This is a genomic window from Paraburkholderia sp. CI2 (genome assembly GCF_014201055.1).
GTDB lineage: Bacteria > Pseudomonadota > Gammaproteobacteria > Burkholderiales > Burkholderiaceae > Paraburkholderia > Paraburkholderia tuberum.
The window spans coordinates 24,587-41,276 of the sequence record NZ_JACHDL010000011.1 but is presented as its reverse complement, the minus strand read 5'-3'; the positions used below and the strand labels follow the sequence as shown (position 1 = coordinate 41,276).

The following is a 16,690-nucleotide window of genomic DNA, read 5'->3' as shown; positions in this document are numbered from 1 at the left end:
GTTGATTGATCGGCGATGTCCTCGTACAACTCATTCAGAGGACGGCGCGAGCACCTGCCTGGAATGTGGTTCAAGACTTCCGGGTTTGCCCGCGCTGAAATGCGCGTCTTTTTATATATAATATTTGATACCATGACCGACGCAACTGAAGGTTTTCCCCTGGAAGCCGCCATGTCCGGTTCGTTTCTTCCGGCCGCCGCGCCGCGCGAAAGCACCTCGCACATGATTGCTGAGGCGCTGCGCGCGGCGATCGTCGACGGCACGCTCGCGCCTGGCGCCCCGCTGCGCCAGGACGCGATTGCCCGGCATTTCTCGGTCAGTGCGATTCCCGTGCGTGAGGCGCTGCGCCAGCTCGAAAGCGAGGGCTGGGCACGCGCGGCGGTCCATAAAGGCGCGAGCGTCGCGCCGCTGTCCGCCAACGAAGCGCGCGAGATCTACGAGATCCGCTCGGCGCTCGAAAGTCTCGCGCTCGGCCTTGCGATTCCGCATCACACCGCCGCGACGCTGCGCGAAGCCGCGGACTTGTGCCGCGCCGCCGAGCGCGAAGAGGACCCGTCGCTATACGTCACGCGCAATGCCGCGTTTCATATGTGTCTCTACGCGCCCGCCGGCCGGCCGCAGCTCGAGGACATGATCGGCTTGCTGCACCGGCGCGGCGAACGCTATCTGCGCCTGAAGTTCGGCTTGCCGTCGTACAAGGGCGAGTCCGACAGTGAGCACGCCGCCCTGCTCGAAGCCGTCGAGCGCCGCGATATCGCGACCGCGCAGTCGCTGGTGGTCGCGCATCTGCTCGGCACCGGCGAGCTTCTGCATCGTTTCCTGACCGAGCGCACGCGCGAAGAAGCGCTTGCGCATCAACCGAAGCCGCGCGGCCGCCGTCCGCGCGTCACCACCGGGAGCTGATCGAACCGATGACCGAGCCGATGAACCACCCCGCCGAAGCCGCCGCATCGCGGTCCACTGTCCGTTCGTGGACGACCCGGCGCGACGAAAAGAACCGCCGCCTCGCGGCCATCGCGCCGTGGCTCGAAGACGGCGTGCTGCCCACGCACCGCATCGTCGATGCGCTCGAAACGTTGATCCAGCCCGGCGAGCGCGTCGCGCTCGAAGGCGACAACCAGAAACAGGCCGACTTCCTGTCGCGCTCGCTCGCCACGGTCGATCCGCACAAGCTGCACGACGTGCATCTGCTGATTTCGAGCATCAGTCGTCCTGAGCACTTGACGCTGTTCGAGCGCGGCATCGCGCACAAGGTCGATTTCTCGTTCGCGGGGCCGCAGAGTCTGCGCGTCGCGCAACTGCTCGAAGACGGCCAGCTCGAAATCGGCGCGATCTATACGTATGTCGAGCTGTATGCGCGCATGTTCGTCGACCTGACGCCGCACGTTGCACTGCTGTGCGCGGACAAGGCCGACCGTCACGGCAATCTGTACACCGGCCCGAATACCGAGGACACGCCGACGATCGCCGAGGCCGCCGCGTTCCGTCACGGCATCGTGATCGTGCAGGTCAACGAGATCGTCGACGAATTGCCGCGCGTCGACATTCCGGGCTCGTGGGTCGACGTGCTCGTGCAGGCGGACCGGTCGTTCGCGGTCGAGCCGCTGTTCACGCGCGATCCGCGCCATATCGGCGACTTGCAGGTGCTGACCGCGATGATGGTGATACGCGGCATCTACGAGCCGTATGGCGTCGCGTCGCTGAATCACGGCATCGGCTTCGATACCGCGGCGATCGAACTGCTGCTGCCCACCTACGGCGAATCGCTCGGTCTCAAGGGCAAGATCTGCCGCAACTGGACACTCAATCCGCACCCGACGATGATCCCGGCGATCGAATCGGGCTGGGTCGACAGCATCCATTGCTTCGGCAGCGAGGTCGGCATGGAGGCGTATATCGAGGCGCGCCCCGATGTGTTCTTCACCGGCAACGACGGCAGCCTGCGCTCGAACCGCGTGCTGTGCCAGTTGGCCGGGCAATACGGCGTCGACCTGTTCATCGGCTCGACGCTGCAGATCGATGCGGACGCGAATTCGTCGACGGTCACGCGCGGACGGCTCGCCGGTTTCGGCGGTGCGCCGAACATGGGCCACGATCCGCGCGGCCGGCGTCATTCGAGCGAGGCGTGGCTGAAGCTGTTGAAGGGCGACGGCGCGGTGTCGCGTGGCCAGAAGCTCGTCGTGCAACTCGCGGAAACGTACAAGAAAGGCGGCGAGCCGACCTTCGTCGATGAACTCGACGCGGTCGCGGTCGGCGCGAAAAACGGCATGCCGATCGCGCCGGTGATGATCTACGGCGACGACGTGAGCCATGTGGTCACCGAGGAAGGCATCGCGCATCTGCACAAGGCCGAAGGCATCGACGAGCGGCGCGCGGCGGTCGCGGCGGTGGCCGGTGTCACGCCGATCGGTCTGCGCGCGAAGCCCGAGAAAACCGCGGAATTGCGCCGGCGCGGCATCGTCGCGTATCCGGAAGATCTCGGCATCCGGCGCGGCGACGCGAAGCGTTCGCTGCTCGCGGCGCGCAGCATCGACGATCTGGTCACGTGGTCGGGCGGACTGTACGCGCCGCCCGCGCGCTTCCGGAGCTGGTGACGATGGCATCCGCTGCTGTTCTTCCTGAACGGTTGGACGCGCCGCATGCTTCGGTCCTACACGATGCATGTGGCACCTCGCCGGTCGCGCCGTTTTCCGACGCCCAACTCGCGCGCGACGCGATCATCGCGCTGATCGACGAGGCGGAGCTCACGCCGAAGCCCGCGCTCGTCGACCGGCGCGGCAGCGGCGCGCATCGCGACCTCGATCTCGCGATCATGCGGCGCTCCGCGCACGCGCTCGAACCGACCTTCGCGGCACTCGCGCGCACGGCGCGCCGCCGCGGCGAACCCTCGGCGCTGCTGCGCGCCGAGCTCGCGCAGATCGGCCGCGCGGGCGAACAGGAGATGATGCAGGCGACGGGAGGGAGCAATGCGCATCGCGGCGCGATCTGGATCATCGGCTTGCTTGTTGCGGGCGTGGCGCTCGAAACGGCTTCGAGTTCCTCCATGCGTGCGCACAGACCTGGCGATCCCAACCGTGTCGATACCTCGCGCATCTGCACGGTGGCCGCGCAGATCGCCTGCTTCCCGGACCGCTTCGCCGCTTCGTCCGATAGCCACGGCGAACGCGCGCGTCGACGCTATCAGGTCGGCGGCGCGCGGCGCGAAGCGCAGGACGGCTTTCCGCACGCGCTCGAGGTCGGCCTGCCGGCATTGCACGCGGCCCGCGCACGCGGTCTCGACGAAAACGCCGCGCGCATCGATGCGCTGCTCGCGATCATGAGCACGCTCGACGATACCTGCCTGCTGCATCGCGCGGGACTCGCGGGCTTGCATGCGGGGCAGCGCGGCGCGCGGCGCGTGCTCGACGCGGGCGGCAGTTCGACAGCCGCGGGCCGCGTCGCGCTCGACGCGCTCGAACGCGAACTGTTGTCGCTGAACGCATCGCCGGGCGGCGCGGCCGATCTGCTCGCCGCCACCCTCTTTCTCGACATGCTGGCGCATCGCGACGCCAGCCGGAGCTGAGCCTCATGGAACATCTGACATTCGACTATCCGGCGCAACGCGCCGTCACGACCCGCGCGCACGTCGGCGTGGTCGGCTCGGGCGATCTGGAAGTGCTGCTGTCGCCTGCCGCCGCCGATCCAGGCGGTTCGGCGCTCGCCGCGCACGTGGTGGTGCGCACCAGCGTCGACGGCTATAGCCACATCTGGAAGAGCGTGCTCGACCGCTTCTTCACGCGCTACGACGGCGCCGCGCACATCGAGATCAACGACTTCGGCGCGACGCCGGGCGTGGTCGCGTTGCGGCTCGCCGAAGCGGTCGAAGCGGCCGAGGAAGGAGACGGCGTATGAGCACGAGCGCCAGCGTACCTAGCGCGCCGCTGCTGCGCGAAAGCTTCATCGAACTGCCCGCGCGCGAGCGCGCCCGCTCGGTGCTCGACGCGGGCAGCTTTCGCGAACTGCTCGGACCGTTCGATCGCATCGGGTCGCCTTGGCTGCCCTTGCAGGGCATCGTCTGCCAGGCCGACGACGGCTGCGTGATCGCGCGCGGCACGATCGACGGCGAACCGGCCGTAGTCGCCGCGATCGAATCGGCGTTCCAGGGCGGCAGCATCGGCGAAGTGTCGGGCAGCAAGATCGCCGCGGCGCTCGATATGGCGCTACGCGACTGCGAGCGTGGCAAGCTCGTGCGCCCGGTCGTGCTGTTCGAGACCGGCGGCGTGCGGTTGCAGGAAGCGAACCTTGGGCTTGCGGTCATCGCCGAGATTCAGGCGGCGATCGTCGCGCTGCGCCGGCGCGTGCCGGTGGTCGGCGTGATCGCGGGCATGGTCGGCTGCTTTGGCGGCATGTCGCTCGCGGCCGCGCTGTGCTCGTATCTGATCGTGACGAAGCAGGGACGGCTCGGCATGAACGGACCTGAAGTGATCGAGCAGGAAGCCGGTATCGAAGAACTCGACGCGAGCGACCGCCGCCGCGTATGGCAACTGATCGGCGGCGAGCAGCGCGTCGCGAGCGCGCTCGCCGACACACTCGTCGACGACGATGCCGAGGCCGTGCGCGCCGCCGTACGCGCCGCGTTCGCGCAAGGCGTGCCGGCCACGCATCGCAGCGAGCAGGTCGACACGTTCTTGCAGAGGCTCGCGCGGATCGATCCGGCGAGCGTCACGCCCGAGACGCTGCGTGATGTGTACAACCCGCAAGGGCGCGATGCGTCGAACGAGGAGCAGGCATGAACGACACGACACTCACACGCGGCGCGCGCTGGTTCAACGCACTGGTGGCCGGTGAACCGTCGAGCGCGGCGCCCGTCTGGAGCGGCGATGCGCCGCTCGGCGGCGACACCGCGCGCTTCATCACGGTCGTGCCCGATCCCGCGAACCGTTTTCCGCGCGCGACCACCAACGTGGTCGGGCTCGAACAAGGCTGGCAACTCGCGCGCGCGGTGCGTGAAGCGATCGAAGCGGATGCGGGTGTGGACGCCGGCACGCGCCGCCCGATCGTCGCGATCGTCGACGTGAAGAGCCAAGCGTACGGCTATCGCGAGGAAATGCTCGGCATCCACCTCGCCTGCGCGGCCGCCGTCGACGCCTATGCGAGCGCGCGCGACGCCGGCCATCCGGTGATCGCGCTGATCGTCGGTCCGGCGATGTCCGGCGCGTTCCTCGCGCACGGCTATCAGGCGAACCGCATCGTCGCGCTCGACGCGCCCGGCACGATGGTCCACGCGATGGGCAAGGAAGCGGCCGCGCGTGTCACGCGCCGCACGGTCGAAGAACTCGACGAACTCGGCGACACGATCGTGCCGATGTCGTATTCGATGACGTCGTTCGCGAAGTTGGGGCTGCTCGATCAGTTGATCGAAGGCATCGACGCGGACGCGCCCGACGCGGCACAGATCGAGCGCGTGCGCACGGTGCTGGTCGAGCAGATTCGCAGCGCGCGCGAGGGGGATCGTACGCTCGCGCGTCGGCTGGAATCGGCGGCGGCGCGGCAGACTCGCGCGGCGTCGATCGAGGTGCGGCGGCGTCTTGCCGAACAATGGGATGCCGTGTGATGCGCGTGTGCGCGGCTGCGCCCTTCTCCACCGTGCACGCCACGTCGTGCGACGCGCGGTGGCGGCCGCATGATGTGCTGCGCTTGCGGCGGCTGGACTCGCCCGATGACGAACCAGCGTGGGTTCGCGACGCGTTCGAACGCGCGCCGTATGCGGTCGTTCGACGCGCGCTCACCGCTGATGGTTTCGTCGCGATCGGCGTGCGCGGTGCGAAGCGAGCGCAACGCTACGGCACATGGGTGCATGCGGACGATATCGTCGGTGCCGTGCCGCCGGAATCGCTCGCGCAGACGCAAACCGATGCTGGACGTGCTGCATTGCCCTCGTTCGTTGCACTGCTTTCGTTGCAACGTGATTCGGGCGGTCCGCTTGGTGGATTCGCTTGGGGACCTATTGGCAGCACCGGCTTTGAACTGGCGACGCACGTGCCGACTGTCAACGAAACGAGCGACCTCGATCTGTTGATCCGCGTGCCGCAACCGCTGGCGCTGAATGTCGCGAGTGCTTTGCTGGAGCAACTGCAAACGCTCGCGGCGCATATCGGTATCCGCATCGATGCGCAACTCGAAACGCCCGCGGGTGGCGTGGCGCTCGCGGAATGGGCCGCAGGCAAGGCGCGCGTGCTTGCCCGCGATGCGAGCGGCCCCCGCTTGATCGCCGATCCGTGGGCGGCGGTTGCTCACCATGGCATTGCCTGATGCTCGCGCTTCTGTTCCCCGGCCAGGGTGCGCAGAGCGAAGGCTTTCTGCATCGACTGCCGCAGCATCGCGCGGTACAGGACACGCTCGCTGAAGCCTCCGACACACTTGGCATCGACGTGCTGACGCTCGACTCATCCGACGCTTTCGATTCGACGGTCGCGGTGCAACTGGGCTTGACCATCGCGGGCGTCGCGATCATGCGCGCGCTCGCCGATGAAGGATTGGCGGCGCAGATCAGCGCGGGACTGTCGATCGGCGCGTATGCGGCGGCGGTCAGTTGTGGCGCGGTGGCGTTCCGCGACGCGCTGAAGATGGTGCAGCGACGCGCCGAGCTGATGGAAACCGCTTATCCGGCGGGCTATGGTCTCGCGGCCGTCTCCGGCTTGAGCGAGCGGCAGGCGGAAACGCTCGTTGCACAGCAGGCCGCGGAGCAACGGCAACGCGTGTATGTCGGCAACGTCAATGCACCGCGCCAGATCGTGATGGCCGGCGCGGACGATGCGCTCGACGGGTTCATCGAACGCGCGCTCGCGGCCGGCGCGCGCAAGGCCACGCGGCTCGCGGTCAGCGTGCCCTCGCATTGCGAATTGCTCGCGCGTGCGAGCGACGAACTGCTGGCGTACTCGCGCACGTTGCATTTTGAAAGACCGCGCGGTGTTTATATCGGCAATCGCGGTGGACGCCCGTTATATACGGCCGATGCGATTCGCGAGGATCTTGCGACCAATATGCGTTACACCGTGCGCTGGTTCGATGCGCTCACCGTGATGCAGGAAATGGGCGCGCAGGTGCTGGTCGAGGCGCCGCCGGGGCAGGTGTTGACAGATATCGTGAGGGAGAATTTTTCTGAGGTCAGTGCGCTGGCTGCGAGTACATTGCCGTTTGACAGGTTGGTGGGGACGGTACGCAGGCGGTTGGAGCGTGGCTGACGGGGTGTGCTTTGCGGTGTGCGAATACGGCTGGGCCAGGGGCCTCTGGGAGCTTCGGCCGCGCATGACTTGGAGCGTCAGCGCCGGCGCGTAGCCGAACGGCAGAAAATGGCCGCCCGCTGCCCGAGGCAGTCCGCGCTGGTCTGCCCGATCAGGTCGTTCGATGGCGACCACCGTCATGACTGTTTTCAATCCAGTTACGACTTGAGCTCGAGTTCAGCTAACGGTTGCATCAAAGGCCGTGCGAAGCTGCTGATTCGCGGAAGCTACCTCGACGGCTCGGACACGCTGCCGGGCAGTTGCCGCACCAGCTCGATGAATGCCCGCAACCCGGCGGGAATATGTCGGCTTCCGGGAAAATAGAGAAACAGTCCGGGAATGAGCGGGCACCAATCACTCAGCACCGCAACGAGCCGCTTGCGTGCCATCGCGTCGCGCGCATACGGCTCGGGTACGTATGCAATACCGAGTCCCCCCAGTGCCGCTTCGATCATCAACGTATTGCTGTCCATCGTGAGCGCGCCGGGCGGATCTATCGTGAAGGCCTGACCGTGATGCGCAAACTCCCATCGATAGCGTTTGCCACTGGGCAGACGTTGCCGGACGCAGCGATGGGCCTGCAATTCGTCCGGCACGGCAGGCCGGCCATACTTGCGCAGATAACGCGGCGACGCCACTGCAACAAAGCGTGAATCCTCGCTGACCCGTACCGCGATCATGTCCTTGGGTACCGCTTCACCGAGCCTTACGCCTGCATCAAAGCCTTCCGCGACGATATCGACGAAACGTCCGTCCGAGACGAGATCCAGCTCCATCTGCGGATACATCGCCAGAAAGCGCGGCACGACAGTCTGGAGCAGTTGCCGGATCGCCCCGTCGCTTCCATTGATGCGCAGCGTGCCGCGAAGCGCCTCATCTTCCCGCGCGACCTCGTCGAGCACGTGATCGAGATCGCTCAGCACAGGGCGCAGACGTGCAAGCAGACGCTCCCCCGCTTCTGTCACGGATACGCTGCGCGTGGTCCGGTGCAGCAAGCGCACATCCAGATCGTTCTCGAGTCCGCGCATCGCATGGCTCAGCGCCGAACGCGACACGCCCAGTTCGCCTGCGGCCTGCACGAAGCTCCGCCGCGCGGCGACGACCATGAACGCCTGCAAATCGTTGAGAGTCGGTTTGCCCATTGGTGAATTTCCTTCAACACGTCATGCCGATCGGCCTGGCTTCTCCGACGAATTCCATTGTTCTAGCATGAACTCCTGATCCTTCCAACGGAGCATGAGCATGACGAAGAACTGGCTGATCACGGGCGCATCGAGCGGGCTGGGGCGTGGGCTGACGGAAAAGCTGCTGGCACGCGGCGACGGCGTTGTCGCGACGCTGCGCAGGCCCGGCGCATTGGACGATCTGCGCAAGCAACACGGCGACCGACTGGAGGTCGTCACTTGCGACCTGACGAACGTCGATGCAATCAGAGCCGCTGTAGCGCAGGCATTTGCTGCGCTCGCGCGCATCGACGTCGTCGTCAGCAACGCGGGCTACGGGCTGTTCGGCGCGGCCGAAGAGCTCGACGACACCCAGATTGCACGGCAGATCGAGACGAATCTGACCGGGTCGATCCAGTTGATACGCGCGGTCATTCCGCGTCTGCGGGAACAGGGCGGCGGACGGATCGTGCAGGTGTCGTCGGAAGGCGGCCGAATCGGCTATCCGGCTTTTAGCATTTATCACGCGACGAAATGGGGAATCGAGGGTTTCGTCGAAGCTGCCGCGCAAGAAGTCGGACCGTTCGGCATCGACTTCGTGATCATGGAGCCCGGTCCTACGCGCACCAACTTTGGCGCGGGTCTCGACCGCGCGGCGCCGATGCGCGTGTACGACGACACGCCCGTCGGTGAAATCCGGTGCGCACTCGACGCTGGCTATTTCGATTTTGCGGATGCGGCGAAAACTGTCGACGCAATGATCACCGCGATCGACAGTCCGTCCCCTCCGCTACGGCTTGCGCTGGGCAAGTCTGCGTACGAATCGATACGTGCGTCGCTGACAAAGCAACTCGCGAGTCTCGAGTCGCAGAAGGAGATCGCGTTGTCGGTGATGGAGCGTGGATAGCCAGATGGCGAGCCACTCGATGGCCCCGGAACGTAGCGCAAGCGACGTTTCCGAAGGATGACGTCCAAGGGATGAAGAGATTCGAACAGCCGAACACTTCGTCAACCAAGGGAGCAGATGTGGCCGGTCCGTGGTGGAGGGGGAAGTATAGCGGCAAGCGCGCAGCAGTCCCGCACCGTGTGGCTGGCGGGCGCAATCGCGTTGCGCATCTTGACGTCGCGAGCAGCCGGCCACGGCTGTATGGTCGCATCTTTCGCGCGTTTCTCAACGCCGGGCGCTGCCGGCGACGGAAACCGTCGGGGAAATGCTTTCGTGCCGGTCGTCCCGCCGTTCGCGCTCGCCGCGGAAAATGGCGTGGTGCGATTCTTTCGCGTGGGCAAGAAGTGCATCTTCTACCGAGATCAGAGCATCCAGCAGTTCACGTCCGTGGATCTCGACGACAAATGCGTCGTGTTCCGGATCAGCAATTCGCGACGGACAAAGGCCACGGTGCGCGCTTCAGATCGCGCGCGAGCGAGGAGCCCATACTGTCTGCATCACGTCCTTCCTGTCGTCGCCGATCACACGCTACGCCGACATGTCGCTCATCACCGCCGAGCAGGCCGATGCGAGCATCGATCTTCGTCACGGCAGCCGTGACCGCGGGCAACTGATATCGCCGCTGCGCTCCGGCAGTGTTCTTCACCGAGCGTGGCGCTCCACGAAATACACAAATGCCGACGATGGCGATCAGGAATCGGTCTTCGAGGATTCCTTCCTGTCCTGGTCCGACTTCGGCGCGCCCTTCTTGCTCGCCGGCTTGCCCTTTTTCTCCTTCGGCTTTGCTTCAGCTTCGACCGTCGTCAGCGTCACCTTGTCCGAGCCCTTGTCGAAGGCCACATCCACGGTATCGCCGGACTTGATCTTGTCGCCCAGCATTTCCTTTGCAAGCCTCGTCTCGAGTTCCTGACGAATCTGGCGCTTCAGCTCGCGCGCACCGAATTCCGGTCGATAGCCCACGTCGGCGAGATGATCGATTAGCGAGTCCTGCACCCTGAGCGTAATGCCCTGCGCCGCCGCGGTCCGCACTACGCGATCGATCTGGATCTGCACAATCGCGCGGATGTTCCCGCGCGAAAGTCCGTGAAAAACGATGATCTCGTCGATGCGGTTCAGGAACTCGGGACGGAAGTGCCCCTTTAACACGTCCATCAGCTTCTCGCGGATTTCCTTCTCCGAATCGCGATCCTTGTCGCTCTTCTCGAGGTTGTCCATGATGATCGACGACCCGAGATTGCTGGTCGAAATGATGATCGTGTTGCTGAAGTCGACTACCCGGCCCTTGCCATCGGTGAGTCTGCCGTCGTCGAACACTTGCAGCAGCACGTTGTTCACATCCGGATGCGCCTTCTCGATTTCATCGAGCAGGATCACGCAATACGGACGGCGGCGCACGCGCTCGGTGAGCTGACCACCTTCGTCATACCCCACATAGCCCGGAGGCGCGCCAATCAATCGAGCGACCGCATGTCGCTCCATGTATTCCGACATGTCGATGCGAATCACGGCTTGCTCGTCGCCAAACACGGTTTCCGCGAGCGCCTTCGCAAGCTCCGTTTTCCCGACACCGGTCGGACCGAGGAACAGGAACGTCGCAATCGGCCGATGGACCTGACCCATGCCGGCGCGCGAGAGACGTACGGCATCGCTCACGGCGAGCACGGCTTCGTCCTGCCCGACGACGCGCTCGCGCAGCTTGTTCTCCATGTCGAGCAGCTTCTGCCGCTCCTCTTGCGTCAGCTCGGTGACCGGTATGCCGGTGAGACGCGATACGACTTCAGCGACTGCGGCGACCGTCACTTCGAGCGTCTCCGATCCGGTCTTGCGCTGCCACGCTTCGGTTAGCTCGTCGAGGTTCGCCTGCTTCTCCTTGATGCGCTCCTCGAAGCCCTTGGCCTCGTCGAAGCGCTTGCGCGACGATGCATAGTCCTGCTCGCGTTTCAACTGCGCGATCTCCGCTTCGAGTTCCTGGATGTCAGGCGGCCGGGAAGTCGAGCCAATGCGCACGCGCGCCGCTGCCTGATCGATGAGATCAATCGCCTTGTCCGGCAGATAACGCGAGGTGATATAGCGATCGGAAAGCTCTGCCGCCGCGACGAACGCGTCGTCCGCGAAGGTCACCTGATGGTGCGCTTCGAGCTTGTCGCGCAGGCCGCGCAGAATCACGATGGTCTGCTCGACGGTCGGTTCCGGTACCAGAACGGGCTGGAAACGCCGCTCGAGCGCCGCGTCCTTCTCGATGTACTTCTGATACTCGTTGAGGGTCGTCGCGCCGATCAGGCTCAGCTCGCCGCGCGCGAGCGCGGGCTTGAGCACGTTGGCGATATCGAGACCGCCTTCGCCGCCGCCCTGTCCCGCACCGACGATGGTATGCAATTCGTCGATGAAGACGATCAGCTCGCTCTGCTTCGCGGTGATTTCGTCGATCAGCTGCTTCGCGCGCTCTTCGAATTCGCCGCGATACTTCGCCCCAGCGACCATCGAATTGAGGTTGATCTCGACGAGCCGCCTGCCGCGCAGATCCTCGGGCACGTCGTCGTTCACGATGCGCTGCGCCAATCCTTCCACGATCGCGGTCTTGCCCACGCCCGGTTCCCCGATCAGCACCGGATTGTTCTTCTTGCGCCGCGCGAGCACTTCAATCGTGCTCTCGATTTCCTGCGCGCGTCCCAGTACAGGGTCGAGCTTGCCCTGCCGCGCCATTGCGGTGAGATCGCGTCCGAACTTGTCCAGTGTCGGCGTGCCGCTGGGCGTGTCGACGCGTCCATCTTCCGCACCCTTGCCGACGACCTTCACCACTTTCTGCCGCAACGCCTCAGGCGTGACGCCGTATTTCCTGAGCAACGCGCCCGCGATGCTGTCCGGAACGGCGGCCAGGCCGATCAGCACGTGCTCGGGACCAACATAGGAATGCCCCAGTTCTTGCGACGCCTGGAACGAGTATTGAAACGCTTTCTTCAGCCGCGGCGAGACCGTCATCTTGTCGATGGGCGCGTCGGAGTCGGCGTGACCCTTTTGCGCGTGCTGGTCGATGTATCGTTTGATGTCCTCCGGCGAAAGCTTCAATTCCTTGAAGAGCGCCGCGACAACGTCGGTGTCGGCGAGGACGTACAGCACATGTTCCGTGTCGAGCTCGGTGCGCTGCAGTTCGTGAGCTTTTTCCGCCGCGCGCTGCAGCAGTTCCATTGTCTGCTCGCTGAACGCATCGGTGGCATCGACGGACTCGCGCGGCACAGAAGCGACGAGTCCAGCGTCGTCGTCATGCTCGTCTCCGGCCGCGCCGGGAAGCTCGCCCAATAGACGCGAAAGACCGCCGCCGAGCAGGGAATCGAACGGATTGAGCATGCTTTGATGGCGCATCAATTGACGGTAATCGTAATCACAGATCGACATCGATTTACGCTGGCCGTTTTGTACTACCGTCACTTGTGCAACTGCGGGCCGGGCATGACAAATTTCGCAAAGGGCAGGCATGGTCAACCTCTCCATTTACAGGACGGCTCAAGTTGAAGCCGAACGATTCACGCGATTGCGGAACGATGCACGCGTGACGCCAAGCGACCGCTGGCTCGACGAGAGCAACCCCGTCGTCATCAGGATGACTCTCCCCATGAGTCTTTCATCTAGCCGAGATTCGTGATCGAGGATCCCCAAGCGTGGTTTGTGCCGAGCGGCCTTTGCGACCGGGCCGGAGCCCGAAACGACGTGGAATCTGATCGGGCGACTCAGTGACGTGCCATGAACTCCATGTGATGTTCGTGGCGCAGCATCAGCTGCCTGTCGATTCCCAGGCAGCTGACGCACGGGGGCGCGGCCTCGCGGAAATGCCGCGAGGTCCGCGCGTCACCCGGTGTCATTTGATCTCGATCTGCTTCGTGGTTTGTGCTACCTCTCCGGCCTTCGGCACGCGTACCGTCAGCACGCCATTCTCGAAGCGCGCCTCGGCGCGATCGGGATCGATGCCGGCCGGCAGCGGAACCGCGCGCTGAAATTGCCCGAACGCACGTTCTATCCGGTAACAGCCTTTTTCTTCCCCTTTGGACTCGATCTGCTTGTTGCCGCTCAGCAGCAGCATGTTCTCGACTACTTCGAGTTTCACGTCGTCGCGGTTCAGGCCGGGCAGTTCGGCGACGATACGCAGCGCGTCGCCGTCGTCGACCACGTCGATGCGCGGCTGGAACCGGCTAGGGCTGAAGTCGCCGAACCACTGTTCCAGCGGACCGAGGCCACCGAACGGATCGCGGATCAGATCGGTGAACAGCTGGAAGGGATCGGCCAGCGGCCAGCGCGCCGAATCGGCCCATATCGACGGCAAGGCGGCGGCGCCTGAAGGCTGCGCACCGGCTGTTCGCTGGGTGCCCTGCTGCTGGGCCTGTTGCGGGACGCCGGACGAAGCCTGCCTCTGTTTCTCATCGGCGGAATGACGTAGAAACCTGAACGGGTTCCACTTGTCGAGATCGAGTGACATGACTGACTCCTTTCATGAATTGAGTTACACGATGCGCGCCCTCATCCGGCGGACGGATGGCCCCTCAGCCCATCGCGGAGCCAGCCCCGCGCACTGACGCCGAGCGCCAGCAGCAACGCGCCGGTGAAAATGGCATACGCACCGATCATCCAGACGAGCGCGAGCGCGCCGGCGCCGGGCCACGCTAGTACGAGCACGCCGAACACCAGGGAAAGAATGCCGCTCAGGTACAGCGGCCAGGTGCCGCGAATATGAACGCGCAGCCGGAACGCGGTGATAAGGTCGAACACGCCCGTCGCGATGGCATTGACGCCCATCACGAGGACGAGCACGAGGGCGGTGATCGTCGGCAGGAGGATCGCGATCAACCCGGCGGCGACGCTGCACAGTCCCAGCAGCAGCGGCGCCCACCAGCCAGGCGTATCACCGCGATGACGGACGGCCCCGCTGATCGCCCCAACGCCGCCGACGATTGCATACGCAGCGTACAACGCGACCAGAAAGGTGAGTGTAAGACCGGGCAGAGCCAACGCCAGCACGCCAAAGATGAAACTGGCCGCGCCGCGCAGCGCCAGCATCCACCACGCGTGTCCAAGCAGATTGTGCATTGTGGGCCTCGCGAGACAATGAACAGATGCCCGCTCAGCGCGCCTCGCGCCGCTGACGGAGCCATTGAAGCGATGTATTTCCACAGTACGCGCCGACAGCAGAGGCTTCTTTCTCATTCCTGCCGAGACGTGTCGGATTTCTGCGCTCCTGCCGTGTCATTCGCTGTCGCAGTCTGTGCACCATGGGCGGCAAGGCGGAACACGCGCGGGGTCATGCCCGTGTAGCGATGAAATACCTCGGTGAAGTGCTGCTGGGTCCGAAAACCCGTGCGGGCCGCGACATCAATCAGCGGCAATCTGCTCGAAGACAGCATCGTTTTGGCCAGCGTCACGCGCTCGGTGGTGAGATGAAAATGAGGCGGGGAGCCGGTTGTTTCTTTGAACGCGTGCGCAAAATGCGATGGGCTCATATGCACCCGGGCGGCGAGTTGTTCGACCTGAATGTTTTCGGCAATGTGTTCGCTGATGAACGCGTTGATCAGCATCAGTTTTAGCTGGCTGAGCGGCGCTTCACGAACGCGTGCGTGGACATCGCGGCTGTAATGGTACGAGACATGCAGGGCGATGGCATCGGCGAAACCATCGAGACAGCCGGCCTCCACGAAGGCCGTTTGAGCGAGCAATATCAACGTGCTCGCGGCCTCACGCAGAAACGGATCCCAGGCCTGAAACCACAGTGGCAATTCGCGGCTCGACGACGAGCCGAAAACCTGACGTGATCTGCTTTCGAGTATGCGCGAGTCGAGCGCGATGACGAGCCCTTGGGGATCGTCCTCGGCGGCAGTCAGTTTTGCACCGGCCGGAATCAGGCCGATGCACGGCGCGCGAACGTTGACCTGGCTTCGCGTGCCGGCGTTGTTCCGTCCACTTGCTTCCACAGCTGTCCTGTCTGCCGGGACGAGCAGGCAGATGTCCGCATGTGCTCCGCCGCGCCGCTCGGTGCAGCCTGTGCGGGGCGGGTAGTGACGTAATCCCTGATGGGGCGCTGCCAAAATGGCGTGTTCCATATTGCGCAATCGTCGGGGTACAGTGCATGGACCTGCTGCTTCAAGCTTAGTACCTCTTCGCGTACATGAAAGGTACCCTCGTATCAGAAGCGCGAAATAGTTCGGCCTCTGTTATCAATAACTGCATACGTCCGTTCTGCTTTGGGCAGTTATCCGTAAGGAACCCGCGCAAACGCAAAAGACCGTAGCATATGCGTTACGCGATCATCGAATGAACTGTGCGCGACGCATGTGCAATCCATGCACGCGCGCGGTGCTTTCGCGGCGCAGCGACGGCCGCCCGGGAGCCAAATCATGGAAAGAAAGAAAAGCTGGCTGCGCAGGGATCTCGATGCGTTGCGTCTGCAGTGGGACATGCTCACCTTTTATGAACGCTTCGAGCAGCTTGTCGCGCATGTGCTGAGCGTGGTGATTTCCATCATCATCCTCGTGTCGCTCTGGCAGTTGATTCGCGCGGTGATTTCATTGCTGGTTTCGGACGCGCTGAACCCGCTGGATCACGCGGTGTTTCAGACCATCTTCGGCATGGTCATGACGCTGCTGATCGCGATGGAGTTCAAACATTCGATTACGCGCGTGATGGCGCGGCGCGATCACATCGTGCAGGTCAAAACGGTGCTTCTCGTTGCCCTGCTCGCTATCGCCCGCAAATTCATCATTCTCGATCCGGCCAGTGCGCCTGCCCAGATCGCGGCGCTTGGGTTTGCGCTGGTTGCGCTGGGGAGCGTCTACTGGCTGATGCGACAGCGTGATGACCCGGCCGACGCGACGGCCGCCACGCAAGCGCAGAGCGATCGCACGGCGGACGCGCTGCGACAGGAAGGGGTACGGCCAGGCGAAGGCGGGCAGCGCGGCAATTGATTCGACTCGCCACGCTCGTCACGGAGTGGCAGCGTAAGCGACAATCTAGCGGACATCGTCGATGGCCACGCGAAGTCGTGCCGCTTGCGGTTGCACGCGGGATACGAGCGTTTCGAGCGCGAGCCCCTTCGTCTCGATGCCCATCGCCCACACCGCAAGCGCCACCACGCCGAACGACAGCGCACGGAGCGTGAACATGCCGCCCTGGCCGAATGCCAGCAACACGAGACCGACCGCATGCCGATCGGCGACTGAAACCCCGGCGACGCGGACGACCTGATTGCGGTGCTTGCTAACGGATGCGTCTTCTCTTTTGATCAGGCCGTCATGCGTGCGATGGTGGCGCATCTTCACTCGACCCACCAACGACAAGTA

Annotated in this window: 15 protein-coding genes and 1 pseudogene; 10 read left to right on the top strand and 6 right to left on the bottom strand. The window is 64.4% G+C overall.

Annotation, left to right across the window (positions count from 1 at the left end):
- The first annotated feature begins 132 nt into the window (after positions 1-132).
- From HDG32_RS16940 to mdcH, 8 genes are read left to right on the top strand one after another with little or no spacing between them, the layout of a single operon-like run.
- Positions 133-903 (top strand): GntR family transcriptional regulator, encoded by a 771-nt coding sequence (locus HDG32_RS16940; RefSeq protein WP_184069126.1) that lies wholly within the window; start codon positions 133-135, stop codon positions 901-903.
- Positions 904-923: 20 nt separating this feature from the next.
- Positions 924-2,594 (top strand): malonate decarboxylase subunit alpha, encoded by a 1,671-nt coding sequence (gene mdcA / locus HDG32_RS16935; protein ID WP_184069123.1) that lies wholly within the window; start codon positions 924-926, stop codon positions 2,592-2,594.
- Between the two features lie 2 nt (positions 2,595-2,596).
- Entirely contained in the window at positions 2,597-3,562 is a 966-nt protein-coding gene (locus HDG32_RS16930; protein ID WP_184069120.1) for a triphosphoribosyl-dephospho-CoA synthase, read from the top strand.
- 5 nt (positions 3,563-3,567) lie between these two features.
- Positions 3,568-3,891, top strand: coding sequence for a malonate decarboxylase subunit delta (locus HDG32_RS16925; protein WP_184069117.1), 324 nt, complete (start codon positions 3,568-3,570; stop codon positions 3,889-3,891).
- Complete coding sequence (locus HDG32_RS16920) at positions 3,888-4,772, top strand: biotin-independent malonate decarboxylase subunit beta (RefSeq protein ID WP_184069114.1); 885 nt, start codon at positions 3,888-3,890, stop codon at positions 4,770-4,772. The genes HDG32_RS16925 and HDG32_RS16920 overlap by 4 nt, the downstream gene beginning before the upstream one ends.
- Positions 4,769-5,593 carry a biotin-independent malonate decarboxylase subunit gamma gene (gene mdcE, locus HDG32_RS16915; RefSeq protein WP_184069111.1) on the top strand — a complete coding sequence of 275 codons (825 nt, stop codon included), beginning with the start codon at positions 4,769-4,771 and terminating at the stop codon, positions 5,591-5,593. The genes HDG32_RS16920 and mdcE overlap by 4 nt, the downstream gene beginning before the upstream one ends.
- Positions 5,593-6,291, top strand: a complete 699-nt coding sequence (locus HDG32_RS16910) for a malonate decarboxylase holo-ACP synthase (protein WP_184069427.1) — start codon at positions 5,593-5,595, stop codon at positions 6,289-6,291. Before mdcE ends, HDG32_RS16910 begins: the two co-directional genes overlap by 1 nt.
- Positions 6,291-7,223, top strand: a complete 933-nt coding sequence (gene mdcH / locus HDG32_RS16905) for a malonate decarboxylase subunit epsilon (protein ID WP_184069108.1) — start codon at positions 6,291-6,293, stop codon at positions 7,221-7,223. The genes HDG32_RS16910 and mdcH overlap by 1 nt, the downstream gene beginning before the upstream one ends.
- A 266-nt stretch (positions 7,224-7,489) precedes the next feature.
- Here the strand turns inward: mdcH and HDG32_RS16900 are convergent, their stop codons facing one another.
- Positions 7,490-8,404, bottom strand: coding sequence for a LysR family transcriptional regulator (locus HDG32_RS16900; protein ID WP_184069105.1), 915 nt, complete (start codon positions 8,402-8,404; stop codon positions 7,490-7,492).
- Between the two features lie 100 nt (positions 8,405-8,504).
- On the opposite strand from HDG32_RS16900, the gene HDG32_RS16895 reads away from it, so the two are divergent.
- Entirely contained in the window at positions 8,505-9,332 is an 828-nt protein-coding gene (locus tag HDG32_RS16895) for an SDR family oxidoreductase (protein WP_184069103.1), read from the top strand.
- Between the two features lie 729 nt (positions 9,333-10,061).
- Here HDG32_RS16895 and HDG32_RS16890 read toward each other — a convergent pair.
- From HDG32_RS16890 to HDG32_RS16875, 4 genes are all read right to left on the bottom strand, one after another.
- Positions 10,062-12,845: an ATP-dependent Clp protease ATP-binding subunit gene (locus HDG32_RS16890; RefSeq protein WP_184069101.1), complete on the bottom strand. Its 2,784-nt coding sequence runs from the start codon at positions 12,843-12,845 to the stop codon at positions 10,062-10,064.
- 379 nt (positions 12,846-13,224) lie between these two features.
- Positions 13,225-13,839: an Hsp20/alpha crystallin family protein gene (locus tag HDG32_RS16885; protein ID WP_184069100.1), complete on the bottom strand. Its 615-nt coding sequence runs from the start codon at positions 13,837-13,839 to the stop codon at positions 13,225-13,227.
- A 41-nt stretch (positions 13,840-13,880) separates the two neighbouring features.
- Positions 13,881-14,447 (bottom strand): HdeD family acid-resistance protein, encoded by a 567-nt coding sequence (locus tag HDG32_RS16880; RefSeq protein WP_184069098.1) that lies wholly within the window; start codon positions 14,445-14,447, stop codon positions 13,881-13,883.
- A 113-nt stretch (positions 14,448-14,560) separates the two neighbouring features.
- Entirely contained in the window at positions 14,561-15,454 is an 894-nt protein-coding gene (locus HDG32_RS16875) for a helix-turn-helix transcriptional regulator (protein ID WP_184069096.1), read from the bottom strand.
- Positions 15,455-15,748: 294 nt separating this feature from the next.
- Between HDG32_RS16875 and HDG32_RS16870 the strand changes: the two genes are divergently transcribed.
- A complete protein-coding gene (locus tag HDG32_RS16870) occupies positions 15,749-16,315 on the top strand; it encodes a phosphate-starvation-inducible PsiE family protein (RefSeq protein ID WP_184069425.1) in 567 nt (188 codons plus the stop codon).
- 45 nt (positions 16,316-16,360) lie between these two features.
- Here HDG32_RS16870 and HDG32_RS16865 read toward each other — a convergent pair.
- Positions 16,361-16,555: pseudogene (locus HDG32_RS16865) on the bottom strand (MFS transporter); the annotation flags it as partial.
- Between the last annotated feature and the right edge of the window lie 135 nt (positions 16,556-16,690).

What these genes read in the sequence shown, in the direction of transcription:
- HDG32_RS16940 (WP_184069126.1), top strand. Translation starts at nt 133, where the DNA reads ATGACCGACGCAACTGAAGGTTTTCCCCTGGAAGCCGCCATGTCCGGT.
- HDG32_RS16885 (WP_184069100.1), bottom strand. Translation starts at nt 13,839, where the DNA reads ATGTCACTCGATCTCGACAAGTGGAACCCGTTCAGGTTTCTACGTCAT.
- HDG32_RS16925 (WP_184069117.1), top strand. Translation starts at nt 3,568, where the DNA reads ATGGAACATCTGACATTCGACTATCCGGCGCAACGCGCCGTCACGACC.
- HDG32_RS16920 (WP_184069114.1), top strand. Translation starts at nt 3,888, where the DNA reads ATGAGCACGAGCGCCAGCGTACCTAGCGCGCCGCTGCTGCGCGAAAGC.
- HDG32_RS16895 (WP_184069103.1), top strand. Translation starts at nt 8,505, where the DNA reads ATGACGAAGAACTGGCTGATCACGGGCGCATCGAGCGGGCTGGGGCGT.
- mdcE (WP_184069111.1), top strand. Translation starts at nt 4,769, where the DNA reads ATGAACGACACGACACTCACACGCGGCGCGCGCTGGTTCAACGCACTG.
- HDG32_RS16900 (WP_184069105.1), bottom strand. Translation starts at nt 8,404, where the DNA reads ATGGGCAAACCGACTCTCAACGATTTGCAGGCGTTCATGGTCGTCGCC.
- HDG32_RS16880 (WP_184069098.1), bottom strand. Translation starts at nt 14,447, where the DNA reads ATGCACAATCTGCTTGGACACGCGTGGTGGATGCTGGCGCTGCGCGGC.
- mdcH (WP_184069108.1), top strand. Translation starts at nt 6,291, where the DNA reads ATGCTCGCGCTTCTGTTCCCCGGCCAGGGTGCGCAGAGCGAAGGCTTT.
- HDG32_RS16890 (WP_184069101.1), bottom strand. Translation starts at nt 12,845, where the DNA reads ATGCCTGCCCTTTGCGAAATTTGTCATGCCCGGCCCGCAGTTGCACAA.
- mdcA (WP_184069123.1), top strand. Translation starts at nt 924, where the DNA reads ATGAACCACCCCGCCGAAGCCGCCGCATCGCGGTCCACTGTCCGTTCG.
- HDG32_RS16875 (WP_184069096.1), bottom strand. Translation starts at nt 15,454, where the DNA reads ATGGAACACGCCATTTTGGCAGCGCCCCATCAGGGATTACGTCACTAC.
- HDG32_RS16910 (WP_184069427.1), top strand. Translation starts at nt 5,593, where the DNA reads ATGCGCGTGTGCGCGGCTGCGCCCTTCTCCACCGTGCACGCCACGTCG.
- HDG32_RS16930 (WP_184069120.1), top strand. Translation starts at nt 2,597, where the DNA reads ATGGCATCCGCTGCTGTTCTTCCTGAACGGTTGGACGCGCCGCATGCT.
- HDG32_RS16870 (WP_184069425.1), top strand. Translation starts at nt 15,749, where the DNA reads ATGGAAAGAAAGAAAAGCTGGCTGCGCAGGGATCTCGATGCGTTGCGT.